This window comes from Actinoplanes sp. URMC 104 (genome assembly GCF_051386375.1).
Taxonomy (GTDB): Bacteria; Actinomycetota; Actinomycetes; order Mycobacteriales; family Micromonosporaceae; genus Actinoplanes.
Map to the genome: position 1 here is coordinate 1376540 of NZ_JBPQTO010000002.1, position 24016 is coordinate 1400555.

Consider the following 24016-nt stretch of genomic DNA (forward strand, 5'->3'; position numbering starts at 1 on the left):
CACCTCGCCCACCCCGCCGGGCGGCAGTTCGGCTAGAGGCCCTTGATCAGCTCGTCGGCGGCGGCGTACGGGTCGAGCTCGCCCGCGGCCACGGCGGCGGCCAGCGTGCTCAGGGCCGTCCCGGAGCGCAGGTCGCCGATGCGCGCCCGCAGCACGCCGAGCGCGATCGCCTCGACCTCGACGGCGGCCCGGCGCTCGCGACGCGCCTGCAGGTTGCCGCTGCTCTCGAGCCAGCCGCGGTGCTTGGCGATCGCGGCGGCCACCTCGTCGATGCCCTCGCTCTTGACGGCCGTGGCGCGCACGACCAGCGGACGCCAGTCGCCCGGCGCCCGCTCGCCCAGCCCGAGCATGCCCTGGATGTCGCGGTAGGTGGCGTCGGCGCCCGGCCGGTCCGCCTTGTTGATCACGAAGACGTCGGCGACCTCGAGCACGCCGGCCTTGACCGCCTGGATCGCGTCGCCCATGCCGGGCGCGAGCAGCACCAGCGTGGTGTCGGCGAGCGAGGCGATCTCGACCTCGGCCTGCCCGACGCCGACGGTCTCGACCAGGATCACCTCGCAGCCGGCGCCCTCGAGCACGCGGACGGCCTGGGGCGTCGCGGCCGAGAGCCCGCCCAGCTGCCCGCGGCTGGACATCGAGCGGATGTAGACGCCCGGGTCGGTGGTGTGGTCCTGCATGCGGATGCGGTCGCCCAGGATCGCGCCGCCGCTGAACGGGCTGGACGGGTCGACGGCGAGCACGCCGACCCGTACGCCCGTGGTGCGCAGCTCCCGCACCAGTTCGTTGGTGGTGGTCGACTTGCCCACGCCGGGCGAGCCGGTGAGGCCGACGATCTGGGCACGACCCGCGTACGGCGCGAGGGCGGCGGCCACCTCGGGCAGGGCCGGGTCGCCGTTCTCGACCAGGCTGATCAGCCGGGCGACCGACCGCGCATCGCCCTCGCGCGCCTTCGCGACCAGCGCCGCGACGTCGTGCCCCCGCCTCACGCCTGGGGTGCCTTGATGATCAGAGCGTCGCCCTGGCCGCCACCGCCGCACAGGCCCGCCGCGCCGTAGCCGCCGCCCCGCCGGCGCAGCTCGAGCGCCAGCGTGAGCACGATCCGTGCGCCGGACATGCCGATCGGGTGGCCGAGCGCGATCGCCCCGCCGTTGACGTTGACGATCTCCTCGTCGACCTTGAGCTCGCGCATCGACTGCAGCACCACCTGGGCGAACGCCTCGTTCATCTCGATCAGCTCGAGATCGTCCACAGTGAGGCCGGCCTTGTCGAGCGCGTGCTTGATGGCGTTGGCCGGCTGCGACTGCAGCGAGTTGTCGGGCCCGGCCACGTTGCCGTGCGAGGTGATCTCGGCGAGCCAGGTGAGCCCGAGCGCCTCGGCGCGCTCCTTGCTCATCACCACGACGGCGGCCGCGCCGTCCGAGATCGGCGAGCTGCTGCCCGCGGTGATCGTGCCGCCGGGGGTGAACGCCGGTCGCAGCTTCGCCAGCGACTCGGTGCTCGCGTCGGGGCGTACGCCCTCGTCGGTGTCCACGACCGGATCGTCGGCGCGCTGGCCGGACTTGACCGGAACGATCTCCTCCGCGAAGCGGCCCTCGCGCTGGGCGGCGGCCGCCCGCTGGTGGCTGAGCGCGGCGAACGCGTCCTGCTCGGCGCGGGTGATGCCCAGAGCCGCGCCGCTGCGCTCGGTGGACTCGCCCATCGAGATGCCGTCCCACGGGTCGATCAGGCCGTCGTACGCCGTGTGGTCGCGCACCAGCACGTCGCCGAACTTGGTGCCCTGCCGCTGGGTCATGAGCAGGTGCGGAGCGTTGGTCATCGACTCCATGCCGCCGGCCACGACCACGTCGAACTCGCCGGCCCGGATGAGCTGGTCGGCGAGCGCGATGGCGTCGAGCCCGGAAAGGCACACCTTGTTGATGGTCAGAGCCGGGGTGCTCATCGGGATGCCGGCGGCGACCGCGGCCTGCCGGGCCGTGATCTGACCGCAGCCGGCCTGGAGAACCTGACCCATGATCACGTACTGCACCTCGTCGGGCCGTACGCCGCCGCGCTGGAGGGCGGCCTCGATCGCGTAGCCGCCGAGGGTCGTGGCCTGCACGTTCTTGAGGTTGCCGAGCAGGCGTCCCATCGGGGTCCGGGCGCCGCTCACAATCACCGAGCTGGTCACGTTCGCTTCCGATCTGCCGGGCGGACGAAGGGGGGAACCCCTCGTGGCCTTAACGGCCGTTTAGGTAAGACTAATAGGATGACGCAGCCTCCACCTAGTGCCACTGCATCCGAGAATCTCACATTCGGTGAGGTATCGCTCCTGCGCGTAGATCACGTCGGTATCGCCGTGCCCGACCTGGACGCGGCGCTGCGCTTCTATGCCGACACCTTCGGTTTGCGCTGCGTGCACGAAGAGACGAACGAGGAGCAGGGCGTACGGGAAGCGATGCTCGCGGTCGGCGACGGCTCCGGCCCGCGCATCCAGTTGCTCGCTCCCGCCCGCCCCGACTCCGCGATCGCCAAGTTCCTCGACCGCAGCGGCCCGGGGCTGCAGCAGCTGGCCTACACAGTGGCCGATGTGGAGGCCGCCTCCGCCGCGCTGCGCGCCAAGGGGCTGCGGCTGCTCTACGACACCCCGCGCCGCGGCACCGCCGGCTCGCGCATCAACTTCGTGCACCCCAAGGACGCCGGCGGCGTTCTGGTTGAGTTGGTGGAGCCTGCCTGATTTCGTACGCCTAACGGATGAATCGTCCTGACGTGGACGGCTGGGCCTGGCAGGATTCCGGGGCAGGGCGGGCCGCACCCGCGACCCGCGCCGGACGATCATCGCCCGAACCCCGGATACACCAGGTGACAGCGCGGCGGGAACGGGCCACCGCACGGCTCGACGTGCGGTGGCCGAACGGCGGACGGCCTCCGCTTCCGGGCAGGTCACAGCTGATCTACGTGTCTCTTCCGTTGCCGCTCCGCTCTTGCGTGGCACGTGCGCTTTCGCCAGGATGGCCCAATGCCCCAGCAGCAGGATCAGAACTTGGCATTCTTCGACACCGCGAACTCCCAGCACGACTTCACGGTCGTGCTGCGTGGATACGACCGCGGACAGGTGGACGCGCACCTCGGCCGCCTGGTCGCCGCGCTGAACCAGTCCGAACAGGCCCGTGGTGAGGCCGAGCAGCGGATGAACGACGCGCAGCGCCGGCTGCGCCAGGCCGAGCAGCGGCTCAACGCGGTGGAGCAGAAACTCGCCGACAGCAACAAGCTGCTGGAGGAGAACAACCGGCCGACGCTCTCCGGGCTGGGCACCCGGGTCGAGCAGATTCTGCGGCTGGCCGAGGAGCAGGCGAACGACCACCGGAGCGAGGCGAAGCGAGAGTCCGAGGGCATCCTCTCCGCCGCCCGCCTGGAGGCCCGCGAGATCACCGACAAGGCGCGCGCCGAGGCCGCCGCGATGAAGGCCACCGCCGAGCGCGAGGCCGGCCAGGTGCGCACCCACGCCGAGCGCGAGGCCGCCGAGGCCCGGGTGCAGGCCCGCCGCGAGGCCGACACGCTGCGTTCCGACGCCGACCGCGAGACCAAGCAGCTGCGCACGGTCACCGCGCACGAGGTCGCCGAGCTCAAGAGCACGGTCGAGCGCGAGGTGGCGTCGCTGCGCGCCACGGCCGAGCGCGAGATCACCCAGCAGCGCGCCAAGGCCTCGCGCGAGGCCGAGGAGAAGCGCGCCGAGGCGACCAAGCTGCTCACCGACGCCCGCGACAAGCGCGACAAGGACCTGCAGGCCCTAGCGCTCGAGATCGCCGAGCGCCGCGAGAAGGCCGAGCGCGAGGAGTCGCAGCGGCACGCCGCCCAGGTCAGCGCCACGCAGAAGATGGTGGCCGAGGCCGAGGAGCGCGCCCGCGCCGCGGAGGACCGCTCCAAGGAGATCTCGCAGCGCGCCGAGCAGCGCCGCATCGAGTCCGAGCGCCACGCCGCCGAGACCACCGACAAGGCCCGCGCCCTGGCGGAGAAGACGATCGGCGAGGCCCGTGCCGAGGCGCAGCGCCTGCTCAGCGAGGCCCGCACCGAGGCCGAGCTCACCACGCAGGCCGCCAAGCGCGAGGTGGAGGACCTGACCCGGCAGAAGGACGCGGTCACCAACCAGCTCGGCCAGATGCTCTCGGGCCTCTCCGGCCTGGTGCCGGGGGTCGGCGCGGCCAAGACCGCCGAGACGGTGGCCAAGGCCGCCGAGGCGCCCGCCCAGCGCGGCGCCGAGGCGCAGGCGAAGCCCGAGGCGCCCAAGCCCGCGGCCGACAAGCCGGAGCCGGCCAAGACCAATTCCTGACGCTCGCGGGCGCCGCCTCAGCGGTTGCGCGCACCTGCGGGGTGCGCGACCGTGGTGGCGCCCGGACCGTCATCAGACAGTCGACGCGGGCCGCATCGGAGTTTCTCCGGTGCGGCCTCACTCGTTCTCGCGCTTGGCCGCGCTTTCGCAAGCCGGGTCAGACATATCACAACTAGACGCATACTCCGGCTCGGACGGTGTGTATCCACCCGAGGCGGATCGGTGCGTATGTGAGGATGGGAAGCATGTCGCACGGCGGTGAAATCCTTGGTCTCGGCGGAGACGCGGCCACCGAACCCAGCTTCGACATCGCCCTGCGGGGCTACGAGAAGAAGCAGGTCGAGCGGTACGTCGCCCGCGCCGAGAACGAGATCGCCGCGCTGGCGGCCGAGCGCGAGCAGGCCTATGCGCAGATGCAGGCCATGACGGCGCAGATCGAGCGGCTGCAGCAGGAGGCCGCCCAGGCCCGCCGGCAGAACGGCCTGGGCGCCGAGGTGTCGTTCCGGCACCTGGGGCCGCGGGTCGAGCAGATCCTCGCGCTCGCCGAGGAGCAGGCCGAGGCGATCAAGGCGTCCGCCACCGACGACATCGCCGCCCGCCTGGCCGAGGCCGAGCGGGTGCGCGCCGAGGCCGAGGCCCACGCGCACAACGGCATCCGCGACTTCGAGATCGCGCTGGCCGCCCGCCGCGCCGAGGAGGAGCGGGCCGACGCCGCCAAGCGCGCCGCCTCCGAGAAGGCGCTGGTCGCGGCCCGGCAGTCCGCCGAGCAGATGCGCGCCGAGGCGGAGAGCGTGCTGACCCGCGCCCGCGCCGAGGCCCAGCAGCTCACCGAGCAGGCCGCGCAGCAGGCCCACCGCGCCCGCGCCGAGGCGGACGGCTACGTGCAGTCCACCCGCATCCAGGCCGAGCAGGAGATCAAGGCGCTGCGCGCCAAGACCCAGCAGGAGCTCGCCGCGCAGCGGGCCGCGGTCGAGCGTGAGCACGACGAGCAGCGGTCGGCCCTGCAGCAGGAGCTCGCGCAGAAGCGCCAGGCGGTCTCGCAGGAGCTCACCCAGATGCGCGCCGGCGTCGAGAAGCAGTGCGCCGACCTGCGCAGCGAGGCCGACAAGTACGCCGAGGAGGTGCTGCGCCGCTCCGACGACCAGGCCACCGCGGTGCGCAACGAGATCGCCTCCCACCAGGAGAAGATCGCCGAGGCCGGGCGCGAGCTCGAGGCGGCCCGCGCCAAGGTCGCCGAGGCCCAGCGCGAGCTGGCCGCCGCCGAGGAGCGGGCCCGCACCGGCGCGGCCGAGGCAGAGCGCGTGCAGAAGCAGCTCGTCGAGGCGAGCCGGCAGCTCGAGGCCGAGCAGGCCAGGGTCGCCGAGGCACAGCGGGCGGGCGCGGCCGCCGAGCGGCACGCCGCCGAGGTGCGCCGCCAGGTGCAGAAGGAGGCCAAGCGGGTCGCCGAGCTGGCCGCCGCCGCGGTGCTCGCCGCCGCCGGGCAGTCCGACGACCCCGAGGACGCCGACGACGACGCCGTTACGACCGGGCCGGTCGGCGCGCACGCGGCGGACAAGCAGGCGGGCCAGCACGCCGCCGACCAGCCCACGGGTCAGCACGCGGCGGACAAGCCCGCCGGTCAGCACGCCGCCGACAAGCCCGCCGGCCCCGCCAAGGTGACGGCCTCGGCCAAGGTCACCGTGCCGCCCGCCTCGCGCGTGGGCGCCGACGCCGACTGACGACGCCGCGGACTGCGGCGCCCACGTGACGACGCCGCGGGCCGCCGGACTGGCGGCGCTTGTCCCGCAGCGCTAACGTCGCCGCCGAGATGTGGCCGGCGCCCGAGACCCGGCTCACCCACCGATGTGGAGGACCCGGGTGGCCGGCGACGACGACGAGCTCGCGATGGACGAGGCGCAGGGCGACGACACCGATGCCCTCGACCGGCCCGCCGAGGATCACCTGGCGGGCCGCTTCGGGCGTCCGGGCGAGCCGCTGGACCGCCGCAGCCCGTTCCTGATCGGCCTGCTCGGCGGGCTCGGGCTCATCCTGGCCTACGCGATCTTCTTGGGGCTGCGCAACGCCGCCTCGATCCTCGTGCTGATCTTCATCGCGCTGTTCCTGGCGATCGGGCTCAACCCCGCGGTCGTGCGGCTGCGCAGCTGGGGCGTCCCGCGCGGGCTCGCCGTCGCGATCGTCTCGCTGACCGTGGTGGCGCTGCTCGCGGGCGGGGTCGTCGCGCTGATCCCGCCCCTGGTCAGCCAGACCACCGAGCTGATCCAGAACGTGCCGGACTACATCCAGAGCCTGCAGCGCAACGAGACGATCAACGAGCTGGTCCAGCGCTACGACATCGTCAACCGGGTGAGCAGCGCGCTGAACGCGGGCACGGTCGGCAACGCGGTGGGCGGCGTGGTGGGCGTGGGCCGCATGGTCGCCGGCACGCTGTTCAACCTGCTCACCGTGCTGGTGCTGACGATCTACTTCATGGCCTCGTTCGACCGCATCCGCGAGACCGGCTACTCGCTGGTGCCGGCCTCGCGCCGGGTGCGGGTGCGGCTGCTCACCGACGAGATCCTGACCAAGGTCGGCGCGTACATGGTCGGCGCCCTGTCGATCGCGGTGCTGGCCGGGGCGAGCACCTGGCTGCTGGCCGTGATCCTCGGGCTCGCGTACCCCTTCGCCCTGGCCGTCGTCGTGGCGGTGACCGACCTGATCCCGCAGATCGGCGCGACGCTGGGCGCCATCGTCGTGACGCTGGTGGGCTTCGCCTCGTCGCTGACCAAGGGCATCGTCTGCCTGGTGTTCTTCCTGCTCTACCAGCAGATCGAGAATTACCTGATCTATCCGAACGTGATGCGGCGCTCGGTGAAGGTCAGCGACGTGGCGGCCGTGGTCGCCGCGCTGCTGGGGGTGGCGCTGTTCGGCGTGGTGGGCGCGCTGGTGGCGATCCCGATGGTGGCCGCGATCCAGCTGATCGTGCGCGAGGTCGTGATCCCCAGCCAGGAGGCGCGTTAGGGCTACCCGGCGTACGCCTGCGTGTCGCCCGTCTCCATCGGGCCGTCCCAGGTGCGCGGCAGCGGCACGGCCACGCCGGGCGCCACCCGCCGGACGATCTCGTCGAGCACCCGGTCCGCATCGCCGACCCAGAGGTGCTTGGCCCCCTCCATCGGCACGACCTCGCAGTGCGGCACCGCGGCGAAGCGCTCGGCGGCCTCGGCCGGGCGCAGGTAGTCGTCGAACTCGGGGATCAGCGCGGTCAGCGGCTTGCCCCCGCCGGCCCACGCCTCGAGGTGTTCCGGGCTCGAGTAGCGCAGCGGCGGCGAGAGCAGGATCGCGCCGCTCACCGCCGGGTCGAGCCCGTGCATGAGCGTGAGGTCGGTGCCGAACGACCAGCCGAGCAGCCAGATGGCCGGCAGGTCGGCGAACTCCGCGTACTCGATCGCGGCGGCCACGTCGTACTTCTCGCCGACGCCGGCCGAGAACTCGCCCTCGCTCGTGCCGCGCACGCTGGACGTGCCCCGGCTGTTGAACCGCAGCACGGCGATCCCGGCGAGGGCCGGCAGCCGCCACGCCGCCTTGCGGAGGACGTGGCTGTCCATCATGCCGCCGTGCGTGGGCAGCGGGTGCAGGCAGACCAGCGTGGCGACCGGCTCGCGGTCGAGCGGGCGGGCCAGCTCGCCGACCAGCGTGAGGCCGTCGGCGGTCTGCAGCTCGATGTCCTCGCGGCGGGCGGGCAGGATCGAGTTGGCGCGAATGGTGTTGCTCATGCTCGAGGGTTCCTCATCCATAGCGGGGCGCGTTGCGCGAGCGCTCCACGCCGGGGCCGCGCCGGTCACGGGCCTTCCAGCAGCCGGTGTGCCAGTGCCGGCGGTCGCTCTCGTCGCCGCGCCCGTCGATCGGCCACGCCACGATGTGCGCCACGCCCGGCCGGATCTCCTGCATGCAGCCGGGGCAGCGGTACGTCTTCTGAGCCGCTCCGCCGAAGATCGAGCGCACCATCCACTCGCCGTCCTGCCACTGCTGGCGGCCCTCGATGCCCTTGCGGACCCGCTCGTCGGTCAGGTCACGCGGCGTCGCGGACGGCGCGCCCCGGCGACGGGCGTGGTTGCGGCGAGGGCTCACGTCTCCAAGCGTACGGGTGACGCCGATCTCCGTCGGCGGCGAGGAGATCACCCCCGGCGCACCTCGTGACTCACGGGTAACAAGCGAATTAGACTCGCGTTCATGACCGCTACCCGCGTGCCCGGCTCCCCGGTCGTCGAAGACGGCGTGCTGATCTCCACGAATCCCGCCTCCGGCGCGGAAGCCGGCCGGGTCCCGGTCTCCGACGCAGCCGCGGTCGGCGAGACCGTACACCGCGCCCACGAGGCGGCGCTGTGGTGGCAGGCGCTCGGGTACGACGGCCGACGCGACCGGCTGCTGCGCTGGCGCTCGCTGATCGTGCGCCGCATCGAGGAGCTCGCCCGGCTGACCTCGCTCGAGACCGGCAAGCCCGACGCCGACGCGGTCGTCGAGGCCACCGCCGCGGTCGAGCACCTGGACTGGGCGGCCCGCAACGCCAAGCGGGTGCTGGGCCCGCGCAAGGTGCGCACCCGGCTGCTGCTGGCCGAGCACGCCGGCCACCTCGAGTACCAGCCGTTCGGCGTGGTCGGCGTGATCGGCCCGTGGAACTACCCGATCGTCACGCCGGTCGGCCCGATCAGCGGCGCGCTCGCCGCGGGCAACGCCGTGGTGTTCAAGCCCAGCGAGTACACGCCGGCGGTCGGCCAGTGGCTGGTCGACACGTTCGGCGAGGTCGTGCCCGAGCAGCCGGTGCTGCAGGCGGTGCACGGGCTGGGCGACACCGGCGCCGCGCTGTGCCGCGCGGGCGTCGGGAAGATCGCGTTCACCGGCTCGCCCGCGACGGCGAAGAAGGTGCTGGCCGCCTGCGCGGAGAACCTGGTGCCCACGGTGATCGAGGCGGGCGGCAAGGACGCGCTGATCGTCGACGCAGACGCGGACATCCCGGCGGCGGCCGAGGCAGCGGTCTGGGGCGCGATGACCAACGCCGGTCAGACGTGCATCGGCATCGAGCGGGCGTACGTGGTCGCGCCCGTCTACGACGCCTTCGTGGACGCCGTGGTCGACAAGGCGGGCAAGCTGCGCACGGGCGAACAGATCGGGCCGATCACGATGCCGCGCCAGCTCGACATCATCCGCGAGCACATCGACGACGCGCTCGCCAGGGGCGGCCGGGCGGTGCTCGGCGGGGCCGGCGCGGTGCAACCCCCGTACGTCTCCCCCACCGTCCTGGTCGACGTGCCGGCCGAGTCCAGCGAGATCACCGACGAGACGTTCGGCCCGACGCTCACGATCACGAAGGTGGCCGACGCCGACGAGGCCGTCGCCAAGGCCAACGACACGGCGTACGGGCTGGGCGGCGCGGTCTTCGGCAAGCGCAACGCGCTGCGCATCGCCCGCCGGCTGCGCTCCGGCATGGTCGCGGTCAACTCGACGCTCACCTTCGTGGGCATGGGCAACCTGCCGTTCGGCGGCGTGGGCGAGTCCGGCTTCGGGCGCATCCACGGCGAGGACGGGCTGCGCGAGTTCACCCGGGCGAAGGCCATCACCGTACGGCGTGGGCCCTCGGTTCTTCCGGCGATGACCTTCGAGCGCACCCCCGCGCAGGTCGCGGCCATCGTCCGGACCCTGCGGATTTTGTACGGCCGCAAGTAGCCCGTGGAGCGCTGCTGCTAGCGTCCGTGAAGTGGTGGATCATCCCGCTGTCGAGGTCGACAACCTTTCCGCCGGCTACGGCGCCATGCCAGTGCTGATGGGCGTCTCGCTGACCGTGCCGGCGGGCACGGGTGTCTGCGTCACCGGCGAGAACGGCATCGGCAAGTCCACGCTGCTGCGCTGCGTGAGCGGCCTGCAGCAGCCCGACGACGGCACGATCCGGGTCTTCGGCGGCGACCCCGGCGCCACCCCCGAGTTCTGGCGGGCCGTGGTGACCACGGTCGAGCCGCCCACCTGGTATCCCGGGCTGACCGCCCGCGAGCACGCCGAGCTGGTCTGCCGCGCGCACGGCCAGGACCCCGACGAGGCGGGCGTCGCCGAGGCGCTCGAACGGTTCGGCCTGGCCGGGCACGCCGACGCCATCCCGCCCTCGCTCTCCTCGGGCCAGAAGCAGCGGCTGGTGCTCGCCATCGCGCTGCTGCGGCCCAGCTCGCTGCTGATCCTCGACGAGCCCGAGCAGCGCCTCGACCGCGAGGGCCGGGCCGACGTGGCGAGCCTGCTGGCCGACTACGTGGCCGGCGGCGGCTCGCTGCTGATGGCCAGCCACGACGACACGTTCGCGGTGGCCTCCGGCGCGGCGATCACCACGATGGAGTCGATCAGCGCGGTCGCGCCATGACCGTCGTCCCGCTGGCCCCCGTACGGCGCTGGATCGGCCGCACCCAGTCCTCGCACCGCGAGCGCGGCGCCACCCTGAGCAGCCTCTACATCGGCGTCCTCTCCGTCGCGATCATCGGCGGGATGCTGCACCGGCAGCTCGCCGACATCTTCTGGCCGGACGCGCCGAACCTCTCCGGCCTGGCGGGCGGGTCGCTGGCCGCCCTGCTGTACGCGCTGCTCCACCTGGCGCTGCGCCGCTTCGGCCCGCTAGCGCTGAGCCGCCCCGCCGCGTCGTGGCTGCTGCCCGCGCCGGTGAGCCGCCGCGCGCTGCTGCTGCCCTCACTGCGGCTCACCGGGATCGCCGCCGCCGTGCTCGGCGCCCTGGCCGGCCTCGCCGTCGCCGGGCACACCGCGCCGCGCCCACTCACCGGCGAACAGGTCGCGCTGCTGACCGCCGGCGGCGCGCTGACCGGCCTGGCTCTGCTGCTGGTCGCCGCGGCCGCGCAGGCAGGCGGCCGGTGGGGCGACGCCGTCGACGCGCCGGCCGGTTTGATCCTCGCGGCCGGGTTCGCGGGCCTGGTCGCCGACACCACCCTCGACCAGCCCGTGGCCGTGACACCCTGGCCCTCCGGTGCCACCCTGCTGCCCGTCGTGGGCGGCGCCGCCGTCGTCGTCCTCGCCGTGCTCGCCCTGATCATCCGCGGCCTCGCTGCCACCCCCAGCGACCGCATCCTCGACGCGTCCCGCACCGCCGGCACGTTGTTCGACACCGCGTTCGGCATCGAGCCGTCGTTCCTCACCGACATGATCGAGCGCCGCTACTGGGCCCGGCGCCGCCTGCACTCCACCCGCCTCGGCTCCCGGCTGCCGTTCCTGGTCGCCCAGGACCTGCTGCTCACCCTGCGCCGCCGGCGCCGCCTGCTGATGCTCGCCTTCGCCACCGCCCTGCCCCTGCTGCTCGGCGCCGCACCCGCCTGGGTGCTCGGGGCGGTCGTGCTGCTCGGCTGCCTGGTCGCCGGGATGACCGCCACCGGGAACGTCCGCACCGACGCCGGCAACCCCGTGCTGCTGCGGCTGCTGGGCCTGTCGTCGCGGCAGACCGTCCTCCAGCGGCTGTGGGTGCCCGGCGTGCTGGCCGCCCTGTGGGCCGCGGTGAGCCTGACCCTCCTGGACGTGCTGGGCGACCTGCCGAGCGGCCCGTGGTGGGCGCTCGGGCTGACGCTGGGCCCGGTCGGGGCGGCGGCCGCCGTACACCGGGCCCGGGTCGGGTTCGTCCGCAACGAACTGCTGCCGCTGGACACGCCGATGGGCACGCTGTCGACGGGGCCGCTGGTCAACGTCGTGATGGGGCCGGACATGCTGCTGCTGGGGGTGCCGGCGTGGATCGCCGTGGGGCAGGGGTCGTTGTCCTGGACGACCGTGCTGCTCCAAGGGGTGCTGGCCTTTGGTGGGGCCCGGTTCTATCTCTCGGGGTCCACCAGTGAGGATCGGACCGAGTTCACGCAGAGGGGGTAGTCCTGGGGCGCTGCCCCAGACCCCGGCCATCGCTGCGGAGATCTCCCTGGCGATGGTTGCGGTGGGGGGCTTGGGGATCTGCTTGCGGCGGCGGCCACAGCGAATCGCAAAAGGTGGGGAGACGCAACCAAACCCCGGTTGCGTCTCCCCACCTTTCACGATGGGCGGAGACTGCCGTCGCAAGGAGATCCCCAAGCCGGGGCCGGGTTTTGCATTGAGCGCAAGCGGCACGGTTCGCTCGCGCAACCCACCACTCAGGTCCGCCCGGGTGAGTTCGATCCCCTGGCTTTACCACAGCGCGGCAGCCAGACCACTCACCGTGAGGGGACCGCCGCCTCAACCCGGCACCCAGCGGCGAGTGACCCACCACCTGGCCGCCACGTGACCCCATGCAAGGTCGGGGGCCGCAAGAAACCCAGGAAACCTAGAACAGCGTGAGCTCGTCGCGCTCCATGCCGCGCAGCTTGTCGTAGTCGACGACCACGCAGCGGATGCCGCGGTCGGCGGCGAGCACCTTGGCCTGGGGCTTGATCTCCTGGGCGGCGAAGACGCCGGCGACCGGGGCCAGCAACGGGTCGCGGTTCATCAGCTCGAGGTAGCGGGTCAGCTGTTCGACGCCGTCGATTTCGCCTCGGCGTTTGACCTCGATGGCCACCGACTTGCCGTTGGCGTCCTTGCAGAGCAGGTCCACCGGGCCGATGGCGGTCATGAACTCGCGGCGCACCAGGGTCCAGCCCTCGCCGAAGGTGTCGGGGTGGGCGGCCAGCAGCTCCTGCAGGTGGGCCTCGACGCCGTCCTTGACCAGGCCGGGGTCGACCCCCAGGTCGTACGAGGTGTCCTGGAAGATCTCCTCGAGGGTGATCCGCAGCTCCTCGCCCGCCTTGTTGACGACCTTCCACACGCCGGGCGCCTCCTGCAGCTTGCACGGGGGGCTCATCCAGTTCAGCGGCTTGTAGGCGCGGTCGTCGGCGTGGATGGAGACCGAGCCGTCGGCCTTGACCATCACCAGGCGCACGGCGGTGGGCAGGTGGGCGGACAACCGTCCGACGTAGTCGACGGAACACTTCGCGATGACCAGACGCACCGCACGACAGTACCGTTCCGGCTCGGGCCCGAGCCAAGCGGCGTTCGCGGGGGTTTGTCATTCTGGATCTGTGCTCGAAGCGCTCACCGGCACCGGCCTGGCGGCCTCCGCCGGCCTCAATGCCTACATCCCCCTGGTCACCATGGGCCTGCTGGCCCGCTACACCGACGTCATCGACCTGCCCACGGGCTGGTCGTGGCTGTCCAACGGCTGGACGCTGCTGATCCTCGCGGTGCTGCTGGCCATCGAGGTGGTCGCCGACAAGGTGCCGGTCGTCGACCACGTCAACGACGTCGTGCAGACGGTCGTGCGGCCGACCGCGGGCGGGCTCGCGTTCGGGGCGGGGTCGTCCTCCGAGACCGTGACGGTGAGCGACCCGGGGTCGTTCTTCGGCTCGCACCAGTGGGTGCCGATCGCGGCGGGCGTGGTGATCGCGCTGGTCGTGCATGGCGTGAAGGCGGCCTCGCGACCGGTGGTGAATGCCACCACGGCGGGGGTGGGCGCGCCCGTGGCGAGCACGGCGGAGGACATCGGCAGCGTCGTGATGTCGGTGCTGGCCATCGTGCTGCCGGTGCTGGTCCTGGTCGGACTCGTGGCGATGGTGCTCGCCGGCGTCTGGGTGGTGCGCCGGCGGAGGCAGCGCAAGGCGCTGGTCGGTTGATCGCCGTACCCGCGTTCGCGCTCGCCTGGTGGGCGGCCTGCTACCTGGCCGGTCGCGATCCGGCGGGGGCGGCGGCGCTGCGGGCGGCGGGCGGCCTGATCGCGTACGCCCTCGGGGTGGCACTGTGGACCGTCGAGCCGGGCGGCGCGGCGACCCAGGTGCTGCTCTGCGTGCCGGCGCTGCTCTGGGCGGGCGCGGCGATCGCGTTGCTGCCGTCGTCGGTGCCGGAGCGGCGTCAGCTCGACCTGGGCTGGATGGCGGCGGCCGTGGTGTTCCTGGCGATGGCGGTGGTGCTGCCGCCGGCCGGGCGGCTGGTCGTGGTGGCGCCGCTGGCCGGCGGGCTGGTGCTGCTGTGGCGGTTCCGCGACCAGGTGCGCCCGCCGATGCTGACCGCGGCGCTCGCGGTCGCCGCCGGGCTGTACGCGGCCGCGCTGACCGCGCTGCTGCTGCCGGTCGACCTGGGCTCGCCCGGGCTCGTGCTCGCCGCGATGGGGCTCGACCTGCTGGTGCTCGGGTTCCTCGTCGCGGTCGCCGGGGCGCTCGACGCCGGGGAGCGGCTGCGGCCCGACCTGGTGCGCTCGGGCGCCGCGGCGCTGATCGCCACCGTGCTGGTGGGCGGGCCGGTGGCCGTGACCCTGCTGGCCACCGAGGGCGACGACGTGGTGGCGGCCCTGCAGTTCACCCTGCTCGCGGTCGTGATGAGCGCCGCCGGGCTGGCCGGGCCGGTGCGGCGCGGGCTCGACACGCTGGCGTTCCGCGGCGACGAACGGCTGCGCCGCAACCGGTCGGCGCTGCTGCGGGTCGCCGACGCGCTGCCCCGGCAGCGACGCCGGCGCCGCCTGCTGGCCACCGACCGCGACGAGTTCCTGCGGTTCGCCCGGCAGGCCCTGGACAACTACACCGACCTGGGGCGGCTGGCGCGCAGCCCGCTCACCGACCTGCCCGCGGTCGACCGGCGGCTGAGCGGGCGCCCGCCGGACCAGCCGCTGGAGCGCGCGGTGGAGCTGCGCGCGCTGCTCAGGGAGGGCGTCGACCGGCTGCGCCCGGCGGGGTCGTTCGAGACGACCGACGAGTGGCGGCACTACAACGCGCTGACCATCCGCGCGGTGGCGGGCCTCGACCCGTACGCCCGCTCGCACCCCGACGGGCTGGACCCCGAGATCCGGCGGGCGCTCGACTGGATGCGCCGCTACGTGCCCCGCACCACGCTGCGGCGCTGGCACACCGAGGGCGTCGAGCTGGTGGCCACCCGGTTGTGGGACGACCTGACCGGGGACCGGGCGCGGCCGCGCGGCACCGCGCCGACACGCAGCACATAATCCGTCCTTACGGGCTGAAATCGGTAAAATCCCCCACCGTGGATCTCGGGGGGTCGTGTGGGTAGCCAGCGCAACGCGCTCGTCTCCGCCGTCCGGCAGGAACTGGCCGAGGCGCGCGGGGCGGCGCGGGCCGTGCTGGCCGAGGCCGAATCGGCCCGGGGCGAGGCACAGAACCGCCGGCAGCTGGTCCGGGACGCGTACGCGACCTGCCTCAACCAGCTCGCCGAGGCGCGCGACTCCGCCCGCCGCGACATCCAGCGCCGGTTCCAGTTCGAGTCGTCCCGGCTGGCCGGCAACGTGCGGCGGCTCGCGGCCCTGAGCGCCGGCGGCGCCGCGGGGCTGCCCTGGCGGCTGTGGACGCCCAGCGAGCCCGAGCCCGGCGCCCGCCCCGGCCTGCTGCGCATCGGCACGCTCAACGTGGACGACACCGCCTCGCTGCCCGCACTGCTGCCGTTCCTGGACGCCGCCCACATCAACCTCGCGGGCCCGCCCGCGGCGGCGGACGACGTGATCACCGGCCTGCTGCTGCGGGCGCTGGGCACGACCCGGCCGGGCGACGTGCAGCTGACCGTCTACGACCCCGAGCACCTGGGCGGCACGCTCGCGTCGTTCGCCCCGCTCGGCATCTCGTTCGTCGGCCCGGGCGCGCTCGGCCCCGCCCTCGACGACCTGGTCGAGCACATCTGCCGGGTCAACGAGACCGTGCTGGCCGGCGAGCACCGGACGCTGGCCGATCTGACCGCGGCTACCGCAGGCCCGCGCGCCGAGCCGTGGCGGGTGGTCGTGCTGCTCGCCGACGCGGCCACCACCGAGGAGCTGACCAACGCCCAGCGCGCCCAGCTCGACCGGATCGTGCGCACCGGCGTCGCGTGCGGCGTGCACCTGGTGGTGCGCGGGCTCGAGCTGGCGGAGCACCCGACCGTACGGCGTCTGCAGGTCCGCGACCAGACCGCGACCTGCGACCTCACCGGCGACCTGGAGATCCGGCTCGACCCGCCGCCGCCCGCCGACCGGGTGACCGCATTCTGCCGGGCCACCGCCGAGCGCCTGCGCGCCGGGCCGCCCCCGGCACGCCTGTCCGACCTGGAGCCGCGCGAGCTGTGGGCCGAGTCGTCGGCGCACGGCCTGGTCGCGCCGATCGGCGACAGCACCGACGGCTCGCTGATCGACGTGCCGCTGGGCGACGACCCGCCGCACGCGCTGATCGGCGGGCCGTCCGGGTCGGGCAAGACCAACCTGATCTACGCCTGGCTGGCCGCGCTCGCCACCCGGTACGGGCCCGAGGAGCTCGCGCTCTACCTGCTCGACTTCAAGGAGGGCGTGTCGTTCGCGCGGTTCGTGCCCGGGCCGCGCGACCCGGCCTGGCTGCCCCAGGTGCGGCTGGCCGGCATCAACGTCAACGGCGACCGCGAGTTCGGGCTGGCCATGCTGCGGCACCTGAGCGAGGAGCTGCGCACGCGGGCGCAGGCGGCCAAGCGGGTCGACGCGTCCAAGCTGGCCGAGCTGCGCGCCGAGGACCCGACCGGACACTGGCCCCGGATCGTCGCGGTGATCGACGAGTTCCAGGTGCTGCTGGCCGGCCGCGACGCGGTCGCCGACGAGGCCGTCACCCTGCTCGAGGACCTGGCCCGCCGCGGCCGCTCGCAGGGCATCCACCTGATCTTGGCCAGCCAGGACGTCAGCGGCATCGAGGCGCTGTGGGGCCGCTCGGGGCTGATCGGTCAGTTCACGCTGCGGATCGCGCTGCCCAAGGCGCGCCGCATCCTGGCCGACGACAACCTGGCCGCCGCGGTGATCCCCCGCTTCCACGCGGTGGTCAACACGCAGTCCGGCGCCTCCGGGGCCAACCAGATCGTGCGGCTGCCGGACGCGGGCGACCGGCTGGTGTGGCGCAGCCTGCAGCGCCGGCTGTGGCGCGACCGCCCGGACGGCTGCGAGGAGCCGCGCCTGTTCGACGGCGACGCCGTGCCGGTGCTGCCGGACAGCTGCCGCCCCTCGGGCCGGGTGCCGGACGCCGCCTCGCCGGTGGGCTCGTCGCCGGGCGCCGTGCTGGGCGAGCGGATCGACGTGGCCGCGCGCCCCGCGCGGCTGCGCCTGGGCCGCATGCCGGGCCGCAACCTGGCGGTGCTCGGGACCCGTACGGACGAGGCCTGTGACGTCCTCGCCGCCGCCGCGCTGTCGCTGGCCGCGCAGGGGCCCGCGCACTTCAGCCTGGTCTGCCTCGACCCGGACGCGGCCCGGCCCGCCGCGCGGCTGATGGCGGAGCTGCCGTCGGCCGACTGGTGCACCGCGCTGCCGGACGACGAGCCGTACGGGCAGGTGCCGCACTACGTCATCGGCTACGCCCTGGACGCGGGCGCCGATCACTCCGTGCTGCGCCGGTTGCTGACCGAGGGCCCCGAGCAGCGCACCCACGTGCTCGGCTGGTGGCGGTCGGTCAACCGCCTGCGCGACTCGCTGGGCGGCCCCGGCGCCCGGCTCGACCCGATCGGCGCGTGGGTGGCGCTGGACGTGCAGGGCGCCGACCTGGCCCCGCTGTATCCGCAGCCCGGCGGCCCGGCGTGGTATCCGCGGACCCGCCGCGCCCTGTTCTTCGACCGGTCGGTGCACCGCACCCCGGAAGTCATCGTCCCGTACGAGGTGAACAGTGACCACACATGACCGGCAACCCATCGGCCGCGACTACCAGCTGATGGTCAGCGCGCTGGCCGAGGCCACCCGCCGCCGCGACGCCGAGCTGGGCCACGCCGACCAGGCCTACCAGGAGAGCGCCGCCCAGGCCGCCGGCGAGCTGGCCCGCGCCGAGGGCGACGCGCTGTCGGCCGACCGCTGGGCGGGCGCGGCCGCGGCCCAGGTGCTCGACGTCGACCGCGAGGCGGCACGGCTGTGGGACGAGCTGCGCCGCGCCCGCGGGCTGCGGGTGCGCACGCTGGGCGAGATGCCCGAGCCCACGCCGGTCGAGTCGCTGCCGCGCGCGCTGCCCCGCCCCGGCTCGGCATCGACCGGCGCCCCGGCGCCCCGCCAGTCACCGCGGGCGCTGCTCGCCCGGGCCGCCGAGCGCATCGACCACACCGTCCGGCCCGCCGGCCGGCGGGCCCTGCCGCGCTGGGCCCTGCCGTTGCTACCGCTGCTGGGCGCCCTGATCGCCGCGATGGCCGGGCTGGTCGGCTCGGGGCTGGTCACCTTCGGCAGCACCGGCGTCTGGGGCGGCGCGGGGATCCGGCTGATGGGCTGGCTGGCGTTCCTGGTGGCGCCCTCGGCCGGTGTGCCGGTGGCCGCGCTCGTCGCCCATCACCGCCTGCAGTCCCGGCTGGACATCGGCGGCATCGGGCTCACCCTTCTGGGCGGCATGGTCGCCGCTACCCTGATGTCACTGGCCTTCGCCTCCACGCACTGAGCGCCGGGGAGGCTTGGCCCCGGCCCTCGGCGGGTACACCAGCCGGAATCGTCGTTGCGAAGGAGTTGGTCGCCGCCATGGGCGGATATGGCTGGCAGCTCGTCCTGGTCGTCGTCCTCGTGCTGCTCAACGCGGCCTTCTCCGGCAGCGAGATGGCGCTGATCTCGCTGCGCGACAGCCAGCTGCAGCGGCTCGAGCGGCAGTCGCGCACCGGCCGTACGCTGGCGAAGCTCGCCCGGGACCCGAACCGCTTCCTGGCGACGATCCAGATCGGCATCACGCTCGCCGGCTTCCTGGCCTCGGCCTCGGCGGCGGTGTCGCTGGCGAAACCGCTGACCGGCCCGCTGGGGTTCCTGGGCTCGGCCGCCAACCCGGTGGCCATCGTGCTGGTCACCATCGTGCTGACCTTCTTCACGCTGGTCGTCGGGGAGCTGGCACCCAAGCGCATCGCCATGCAGCGCACCGAGGGCTGGGCGATGGCGGTCGCCCGCCCGCTCGACATGCTCGCGACGCTGTCGCGCCCGGCGGTCTGGCTGCTCGGCAAGTCGACCGACCTGATCGTGCGGATCACCGGCAACGACCCCGAGGGCGGGCGCGAGGAGGTCACCACCGAGGAGATCCGCGACCTGGTCACCCAGCAGCAGGAGTTCACGCCCGAGCAGCGCACGATCATCAGCGGCGCGTTCGAGATCGCCGACCGGATCCTGCGCGAGATCCTCGTGCCCCGCCGCGACGTGCTGGTCGTGGCCGGCGACGCGCCCGCGCACCAGGCGCTGTCCGAGCTGATCGCCGGCGGGCACTCCCGGGCGCCGGTGACCGGGCCGATGGGCCTGGACGACGTGCTCGGCATCGTGCACCTGCGCGACCTCGTGGACGCGCGGGGCCCGGTGCGCGACCACATGTTCGCGCCGCTGTTCCTGCCCGAGACGCTCAAGGTGTCCGACGCGATGCGCCAGATGCGCGTGCAGCGCCAGCAGCTGGCCCTGGTGGTGGACGAGCGCGGCGCGATCGACGGCATCATCACCATGGAGGACCTGGTCGAGGAGGTCGTCGGCGAGATCTACGACGAGACCGACCGCGACGTGCAGTCGGTAGTGCGCGAGCCGGACGGCGCGATGCTGCTGCCCGGCACTTTCCCGATCCACGACCTGCCCGACATCGACGTCGACGTCGAGAACCTGGACGAGGGCGACTTCACCACGGTGGCCGGCCTGGTGCTGGCCCGGCTCGGGCACATCCCCACCGAGCCCGGCGAGGTCGTGGAGATCGACGGGCACACCGCCGAGGTCGTCGAGGTCACCGGCCGGGCGATCACCAAGATCCGGCTGCGCGTGGCCCCCCGCGAGCGCGAGGAGCAGGCCAGCTAGGGGTTTTCCTTGTAGGCCACCGACAGCACCGCGTGCGCGACCAGGATGGCCTGGTCCTTCGAGTCGTACGGGCCGAGGTGCAGCTCGACGTGCTGGGTGCCGAACATCGCCCGCACCGTCCAGCTGTTGGGGTGCCGGTCGTCCTCACGGCTGTGGTTGACGATCACCTGCGACGCGCCGCGGACGTTCACGGCCGACCACTTCTCGTCCGCGAACGGCCACGCGCGGAACCAGCCCGGAGCGACGGCCAGGGCCTGCTTGCTCGCCTCGGCGAGCGCCCACTGCAGGTCCTCCGGCGCTGGTTCCACCCGTGTCATACCGACCCCCATGCCCGTTTTGCACTAAAGGCATGGTAAGTCGCATTTCTAGTACGTGTAGAAGCCTTTGCCAGTCTTACGGCCCAGGTCGCCCGCCTGCACCATCCGCTGCAGCAGCTCCGGCGGGAAGAACTTCTCGTCGGCGGTGTCGCGGTAGATGTTGCTGGCCGCGTTGAGCATGACGTCGAGGCCGGTGAGGTCGACCGTGGCCAGCGGGCCCATCGAGTGCCCGAAGCCCAGCTTCATCACCGTGTCGAGGTCGGCGGCGGAGACCACGCCCGACTCGACCAGCTTGATGGCCTCGACCAGGATCGCGGAGAACAGCCGGTTCGAGACGAAGCCGGCCACGTCACGCCGCACCTCGACGCAGGTCTTGCCGACCTCCTCGGCGTACGCCCGGGCACTGGCCAGCGTCTCGTCGGAGGTCTGGTAGCCGCGGACGAGCTCGACCAGCTTCATCATCGGCACCGGCGAGAAGAAGTGGATGCCGACCACGGACTCCGGCCGCTGCGTCGCCGTGGCGATCTGGGTGATCGGGATGGCCGAGGTGTTGGTGCCGAGCACCGCGTCGGCCTTGCAGATCTTGTCGAGCGTCCGGAAGACCTCGTGCTTGGCCTCGATCTTCTCGAAGATGGCCTCGACGACCACGTCGGCCTCGGCGGCGGCATCCAGGTCGGTGGTGGGGGTGATCCGGGCGAGGGTCGCCTCGGCGTCCTCCTCGGTGATCCTCCCCTTGGACGCGAACCGGCCCAGCGAGTCGCGGATCGCCGCCATCCCGCGGCCGGTCGCCGCGTCGTCCACGTCCCGCATGGTGACCTGCCAGCCGGCCTGCGCCGACACCTGCGCGATGCCCGACCCCATCAGGCCGGAGCCGATGACCGCCAGTCGACCAGCCATGGTGAGCCTCCCCTTCGAAGCTGTGTTGGATGCGCCCTCACCCTAGCTTTGCTACTGAACGGAAACTCAGCGCAGGGTGCCCCGCCCGATCGGGGCAATTCCGGGGAAAAAGACCTCGGACCGATGCCAGACTGTGGTCATGGCTCCGGGCAACGGCTGGTACCTCATCGGTCCGCTGATCGCCGTCGCTCTGGTCGGCTTCCTCGGCGTGATCTTCTGGCGCATGGGCCTGCAGTGGACGATCGCTCGCGAACCCGAGCCGGTTCCCGACCCGTACGCGGGCAGCCTGTCGATCTTCGGCGAGCCCGACGACTACGGGCTGCTGTGCCCGGCCGCCGTCACCGCCGACGACGAGGTCGCCGACGACATCCGCCGGCTGCTGGGCGACGCCGGCATCCGCGCCACCCGCACGTACGACCGGGACGGCCGCACGGTCGTGCTGGTCTTCGCCGAGCATGTCGAGGCGGCCCGCCGCCTGGTCGGCGACAGCCCGCCCCTCTAGAAGTCGAACGTCGGCTCGGGCACGTCGGCCCGCTCCACCTCGACGCCGAGCTTGGCCAGGTCGGCCACGAAGTCGGGGTAGCCGCGGTCGATGTGGTGCACCTCGCCGACCTCGGTGACGCCATCGGCGCACAGGCCCGCGATCACCAGCCCGGCCCCGGCGCGGATGTCGGTGGCCCGCACGGGCGCCCCGGAGAGCCGGTCCCGCCCGTTCACCACGGCGTGGTGGCCGTCGGTGCGGATGTCGGCGCCGAGCCGCACCATCTCGTTCACGAACATGAACCGGCCGTCGAAGATGTTCTCGGTGATCAGCGACGAGCCCTCGGCTACCGACGCGAGGCCGATCGCCATCGGCAGCAGGTCGGTCGCGAACCCGGGGTAGGGCAGCGTGACGATGTCGACGGCCCTCGGGCGGTCGTCCATCCGTACGCGGAACTGGTTGTCGCCCGGCTCGACGGTGGCGCCCGCGGTGACCAGCTTGTCCAGCGCGAGGTCGAGGTACTCCGGGCGTACGCCCTGCACCGTCACGTCGCCGCGGGTCATCGCCGAGGCGAACGCCCAGGTGCCGCCCACGATGCGGTCGCCGATGGTGGTGTGCCGCACCGGGTGCAGCCCCTCGACGCCCTCGATGGTCAGCGTCGACGTGCCGGCGCCGTCGATCCGGGCGCCCATCGCGGTGAGCATCTCGCAGATGTCGACGATCTCGGGCTCGCGGGCGGCGTTGTCGATCTCGGTGACGCCCTTGGCCAGAACGGCGGCCATCAGCAGGTTCTCGGTGGCGCCGACGCTCGGGAAGTCCAGCCAGATCTTGCCGCCGCGCAGGCCGCCCGGCGCCGAGGCGATCACGAAGCCGTGCTCGCCGGAGATCTGGGCGCCCATCCGGGCCAGCCCCGACACGTGCATGTCGAGGCCCCGCGAGCCGATCATGTCGCCGCCGGGCAGAGCCACCCGTACGTATCCCGTGCGGGCCAGCAGCGGGCCCAGCACGCAGATCGAGGCGCGCAGCCGGCGGACCAGGTCGTAGTCGGCCTCGCTGCCCGGCTCGGCGGGCACGTCGATGGTCGCGTGACCGCCCTCGAGGCTCACCTGGCAGCCCAGCCGGCGCAGCACCTCGGCCATGATGGCGATGTCGGTGATCCGCGGAACGTTCTCGACGACGCTGCGGCCCGGCGCGAGCAGCGCGACCGCCATCAGCTTGAGCGCCGAGTTCTTCGCGCCACCCACGGAGACCGCACCGGTCAGCGAGGTGCCGCCCTTCACCCTGATCACATCCACGCGGGCAATCGTATGAGCCGCGGCCGCACGGCACCTCCGTAGGGTGGGGGCATGGCCGTTCACCTCACCCGCATCTACACCCGCGCCGGCGACGGCGGGCAGACCCGACTCGGCAACAACGAGGTCGCCGACAAGACCGATCCGCGCATCGTCGCGTACGCCGACGCCGACGAGTGCAACGCCGCGCTCGGGGTGGCGCTCGCCCTCGGTGACCTGCCCGCGGACGTCCGGAAGGTGCTCACCGCCATCCAGAACGATCTGTTCGACGTCGGGGCGGACCTGTGCAACCCCGAGTCGGAGAACCCGCCGTACCCGCCGCTGCGCGTCACCGAGGCGTACGTGATCCGGCTCGAGAACTGGTGTGACGAGTTCAACGAGCGGCTGCCCACGCTCGACAGCTTCGTCCTCCCGGGTGGCACGCCCGGCGCTGCGCTGCTGCACGTCGCCCGCACGGTCGCCCGGCGCGCGGAGCGCTCCACGTGGGAGCTGCTCAAGGCAGACCCCGGCCGTACGGGCGAGTTGCCCGCGAAGTACCTCAACCGCCTGTCGGACCTGCTGTTCATCCTGTCCCGGGTCGCCAACCCCGGCGGCGACGTGAAGTGGGTCCCCGGCGGCGGCGCGGCCTGATGCTGCACCACGTCGAACTGTGGGTGCCCGACCTGGCCGACGCGCTCGGCCCGTGGGGCTGGCTGCTCGGCGAACTGGGCTGGAAGCAGTACCAGGACTGGCCCGCCGGCCGCTCCTGGCGCTGCGGCGACGTCTACCTGGTGCTGGAACAGTCCCCCGCCCTCTCCGGCGACGTGCACGACCGTCTCGCGCCCGGGCTCAACCACCTGGCCTTCGACGCCGGCAGCCCCGCCGAGGTCGACCGCCTCACCGCCGAGTCGCCCGCGCACGGCTGGTCGCTGCTGTTCGGCGACCGGCACCCGCGCGCCGGCGGCCCCGCTTCGTACGCCGCCTATCTCGAGGACGCGTGGGGCTTCGAGGTCGAGCTGCAGTCCGGAAAACCGGGATGACAGC

The 24016-nt window shown here is 73.3% G+C and carries 23 protein-coding genes; 15 read left to right on the forward strand and 8 right to left on the reverse strand.

The window, feature by feature from the left end; all coding sequences use genetic code 11:
• Nucleotides 1-32: 32 nt before the first annotated feature.
• Nucleotides 33-986 (reverse strand): methylmalonyl Co-A mutase-associated GTPase MeaB, encoded by a 954-nt coding sequence (gene meaB, locus ACSNN8_RS07320; protein WP_436647794.1) that lies wholly within the window; start codon nucleotides 984-986, stop codon nucleotides 33-35.
• Nucleotides 983-2167, reverse strand: coding sequence for an acetyl-CoA C-acetyltransferase (locus ACSNN8_RS07325; protein WP_436647796.1), 1185 nt, complete (start codon nucleotides 2165-2167; stop codon nucleotides 983-985). Before ACSNN8_RS07325 ends, meaB begins: the two co-directional genes overlap by 4 nt.
• A gap of 78 nt (nucleotides 2168-2245) precedes the next feature.
• Here ACSNN8_RS07325 and mce point away from each other — a divergent pair, with 78 nt between their 5' ends.
• From mce to ACSNN8_RS07345, 4 genes are all read left to right on the forward strand, one after another.
• Nucleotides 2246-2713, forward strand: a complete 468-nt coding sequence (gene mce / locus ACSNN8_RS07330) for a methylmalonyl-CoA epimerase (protein ID WP_436647797.1) — start codon at nucleotides 2246-2248, stop codon at nucleotides 2711-2713.
• A gap of 282 nt (nucleotides 2714-2995) precedes the next feature.
• A complete protein-coding gene (locus tag ACSNN8_RS07335; protein WP_436647799.1) occupies nucleotides 2996-4306 on the forward strand; it encodes a DivIVA domain-containing protein in 1311 nt (436 codons plus the stop codon).
• Between the two features lie 245 nt (nucleotides 4307-4551).
• Complete coding sequence (locus ACSNN8_RS07340) at nucleotides 4552-6024, forward strand: Laminin subunit beta-1 (RefSeq protein ID WP_436647800.1); 1473 nt, start codon at nucleotides 4552-4554, stop codon at nucleotides 6022-6024.
• A 166-nt stretch (nucleotides 6025-6190) separates the two neighbouring features.
• Nucleotides 6191-7303, forward strand: coding sequence for an AI-2E family transporter (locus ACSNN8_RS07345; protein WP_436649450.1), 1113 nt, complete (start codon nucleotides 6191-6193; stop codon nucleotides 7301-7303).
• 2 nt (nucleotides 7304-7305) lie between these two features.
• On the opposite strand, the gene ACSNN8_RS07350 is transcribed toward ACSNN8_RS07345, so the two are convergent.
• Together ACSNN8_RS07350 and ACSNN8_RS07355 are read right to left on the reverse strand one after the other, a co-directional pair.
• Nucleotides 7306-8055 carry an alpha/beta hydrolase gene (locus tag ACSNN8_RS07350; protein WP_436647801.1) on the reverse strand — a complete coding sequence of 250 codons (750 nt, stop codon included), beginning with the start codon at nucleotides 8053-8055 and terminating at the stop codon, nucleotides 7306-7308.
• Between the two features lie 13 nt (nucleotides 8056-8068).
• The gene (locus ACSNN8_RS07355; protein WP_436647803.1) at nucleotides 8069-8410 is read right to left on the reverse strand and encodes a hypothetical protein; all 342 of its coding nucleotides are present in this window, start codon (nucleotides 8408-8410) and stop codon (nucleotides 8069-8071) included.
• Between the two features lie 102 nt (nucleotides 8411-8512).
• Between ACSNN8_RS07355 and ACSNN8_RS07360 the strand changes: the two genes are divergently transcribed.
• From ACSNN8_RS07360 to ACSNN8_RS07370, 3 genes are all read left to right on the forward strand, one after another.
• On the forward strand, nucleotides 8513-10003 hold the full coding sequence (locus tag ACSNN8_RS07360; protein WP_436647805.1) for an aldehyde dehydrogenase family protein: 1491 nt from the start codon (nucleotides 8513-8515) through the stop codon (nucleotides 10001-10003).
• An 85-nt stretch (nucleotides 10004-10088) separates the two neighbouring features.
• Nucleotides 10089-10682 carry an ABC transporter ATP-binding protein gene (locus ACSNN8_RS07365; RefSeq protein WP_436649452.1) on the forward strand — a complete coding sequence of 198 codons (594 nt, stop codon included), beginning with the start codon at nucleotides 10089-10091 and terminating at the stop codon, nucleotides 10680-10682.
• On the forward strand, nucleotides 10679-12178 hold the full coding sequence (locus ACSNN8_RS07370; protein ID WP_436647807.1) for a DUF6297 family protein: 1500 nt from the start codon (nucleotides 10679-10681) through the stop codon (nucleotides 12176-12178). Before ACSNN8_RS07365 ends, ACSNN8_RS07370 begins: the two co-directional genes overlap by 4 nt.
• A gap of 424 nt (nucleotides 12179-12602) precedes the next feature.
• Here the strand turns inward: ACSNN8_RS07370 and nucS are convergent, their stop codons facing one another.
• Complete coding sequence (gene nucS, locus ACSNN8_RS07375) at nucleotides 12603-13262, reverse strand: endonuclease NucS (protein ID WP_436647809.1); 660 nt, start codon at nucleotides 13260-13262, stop codon at nucleotides 12603-12605.
• 70 nt (nucleotides 13263-13332) lie between these two features.
• Here nucS and ACSNN8_RS07380 point away from each other — a divergent pair, with 70 nt between their 5' ends.
• From ACSNN8_RS07380 to ACSNN8_RS07400, 5 genes are all read left to right on the forward strand, one after another.
• The gene (locus tag ACSNN8_RS07380) at nucleotides 13333-13923 is read left to right on the forward strand and encodes a DUF4126 domain-containing protein (protein ID WP_436647811.1); all 591 of its coding nucleotides are present in this window, start codon (nucleotides 13333-13335) and stop codon (nucleotides 13921-13923) included.
• Complete coding sequence (locus ACSNN8_RS07385) at nucleotides 13920-15242, forward strand: hypothetical protein (protein WP_436647812.1); 1323 nt, start codon at nucleotides 13920-13922, stop codon at nucleotides 15240-15242. Before ACSNN8_RS07380 ends, ACSNN8_RS07385 begins: the two co-directional genes overlap by 4 nt.
• Before the next feature lie 57 nt (nucleotides 15243-15299).
• Nucleotides 15300-17903, forward strand: a complete 2604-nt coding sequence (locus tag ACSNN8_RS07390; RefSeq protein WP_436647814.1) for an FtsK/SpoIIIE domain-containing protein — start codon at nucleotides 15300-15302, stop codon at nucleotides 17901-17903.
• Nucleotides 17890-18639: a hypothetical protein gene (locus ACSNN8_RS07395; protein WP_436647816.1), complete on the forward strand. Its 750-nt coding sequence runs from the start codon at nucleotides 17890-17892 to the stop codon at nucleotides 18637-18639. Before ACSNN8_RS07390 ends, ACSNN8_RS07395 begins: the two co-directional genes overlap by 14 nt.
• Before the next feature lie 77 nt (nucleotides 18640-18716).
• Nucleotides 18717-20006 carry a hemolysin family protein gene (locus ACSNN8_RS07400; RefSeq protein WP_436647818.1) on the forward strand — a complete coding sequence of 430 codons (1290 nt, stop codon included), beginning with the start codon at nucleotides 18717-18719 and terminating at the stop codon, nucleotides 20004-20006.
• Here the strand turns inward: ACSNN8_RS07400 and ACSNN8_RS07405 are convergent.
• A complete protein-coding gene (locus ACSNN8_RS07405) occupies nucleotides 20003-20323 on the reverse strand; it encodes a hypothetical protein (RefSeq protein ID WP_436647820.1) in 321 nt (106 codons plus the stop codon). The genes ACSNN8_RS07400 and ACSNN8_RS07405 overlap by 4 nt on opposite strands.
• Before the next feature lie 48 nt (nucleotides 20324-20371).
• Nucleotides 20372-21220: a 3-hydroxyacyl-CoA dehydrogenase family protein gene (locus ACSNN8_RS07410; protein WP_436647822.1), complete on the reverse strand. Its 849-nt coding sequence runs from the start codon at nucleotides 21218-21220 to the stop codon at nucleotides 20372-20374.
• Nucleotides 21221-21359: 139 nt separating this feature from the next.
• Here ACSNN8_RS07410 and ACSNN8_RS07415 point away from each other — a divergent pair, with 139 nt between their 5' ends.
• Nucleotides 21360-21722, forward strand: coding sequence for a hypothetical protein (locus ACSNN8_RS07415; protein WP_436647824.1), 363 nt, complete (start codon nucleotides 21360-21362; stop codon nucleotides 21720-21722).
• On the opposite strand, the gene murA is transcribed toward ACSNN8_RS07415, so the two are convergent.
• The gene (gene murA / locus ACSNN8_RS07420) at nucleotides 21719-23005 is read right to left on the reverse strand and encodes a UDP-N-acetylglucosamine 1-carboxyvinyltransferase (RefSeq protein ID WP_436649454.1); all 1287 of its coding nucleotides are present in this window, start codon (nucleotides 23003-23005) and stop codon (nucleotides 21719-21721) included. The two genes, ACSNN8_RS07415 and murA, sit on opposite strands and share 4 nt — an antisense overlap.
• Nucleotides 23006-23047: 42 nt before the next feature.
• Here murA and ACSNN8_RS07425 point away from each other — a divergent pair, with 42 nt between their 5' ends.
• Together ACSNN8_RS07425 and ACSNN8_RS07430 are read left to right on the forward strand one after the other, a co-directional pair.
• Complete coding sequence (locus ACSNN8_RS07425; RefSeq protein WP_436647825.1) at nucleotides 23048-23623, forward strand: cob(I)yrinic acid a,c-diamide adenosyltransferase; 576 nt, start codon at nucleotides 23048-23050, stop codon at nucleotides 23621-23623.
• Entirely contained in the window at nucleotides 23623-24012 is a 390-nt protein-coding gene (locus ACSNN8_RS07430) for a VOC family protein (protein ID WP_436647827.1), read from the forward strand. Before ACSNN8_RS07425 ends, ACSNN8_RS07430 begins: the two co-directional genes overlap by 1 nt.
• Nucleotides 24013-24016: the final 4 nt, after the last annotated feature.

Excerpts from the sequence above, each read along its gene's own strand:
- ACSNN8_RS07345 (WP_436649450.1), top strand. The coding sequence starts at position 6,191 with ATGGACGAGGCGCAGGGCGACGACACCGATGCCCTCGACCGGCCCGCC.
- ACSNN8_RS07415 (WP_436647824.1), top strand. The coding sequence starts at position 21,360 with ATGGCTCCGGGCAACGGCTGGTACCTCATCGGTCCGCTGATCGCCGTC.
- ACSNN8_RS07360 (WP_436647805.1), top strand. The coding sequence starts at position 8,513 with ATGACCGCTACCCGCGTGCCCGGCTCCCCGGTCGTCGAAGACGGCGTG.
- ACSNN8_RS07370 (WP_436647807.1), top strand. The coding sequence starts at position 10,679 with ATGACCGTCGTCCCGCTGGCCCCCGTACGGCGCTGGATCGGCCGCACC.
- ACSNN8_RS07365 (WP_436649452.1), top strand. The coding sequence starts at position 10,089 with ATGCCAGTGCTGATGGGCGTCTCGCTGACCGTGCCGGCGGGCACGGGT.
- ACSNN8_RS07350 (WP_436647801.1), bottom strand. The coding sequence starts at position 8,055 with ATGAGCAACACCATTCGCGCCAACTCGATCCTGCCCGCCCGCCGCGAG.
- ACSNN8_RS07425 (WP_436647825.1), top strand. The coding sequence starts at position 23,048 with ATGGCCGTTCACCTCACCCGCATCTACACCCGCGCCGGCGACGGCGGG.
- ACSNN8_RS07410 (WP_436647822.1), bottom strand. The coding sequence starts at position 21,220 with ATGGCTGGTCGACTGGCGGTCATCGGCTCCGGCCTGATGGGGTCGGGC.
- ACSNN8_RS07430 (WP_436647827.1), top strand. The coding sequence starts at position 23,623 with ATGCTGCACCACGTCGAACTGTGGGTGCCCGACCTGGCCGACGCGCTC.
- ACSNN8_RS07405 (WP_436647820.1), bottom strand. The coding sequence starts at position 20,323 with ATGACACGGGTGGAACCAGCGCCGGAGGACCTGCAGTGGGCGCTCGCC.
- ACSNN8_RS07335 (WP_436647799.1), top strand. The coding sequence starts at position 2,996 with ATGCCCCAGCAGCAGGATCAGAACTTGGCATTCTTCGACACCGCGAAC.
- ACSNN8_RS07340 (WP_436647800.1), top strand. The coding sequence starts at position 4,552 with ATGTCGCACGGCGGTGAAATCCTTGGTCTCGGCGGAGACGCGGCCACC.
- mce (WP_436647797.1), top strand. The coding sequence starts at position 2,246 with ATGACGCAGCCTCCACCTAGTGCCACTGCATCCGAGAATCTCACATTC.
- ACSNN8_RS07400 (WP_436647818.1), top strand. The coding sequence starts at position 18,717 with ATGGGCGGATATGGCTGGCAGCTCGTCCTGGTCGTCGTCCTCGTGCTG.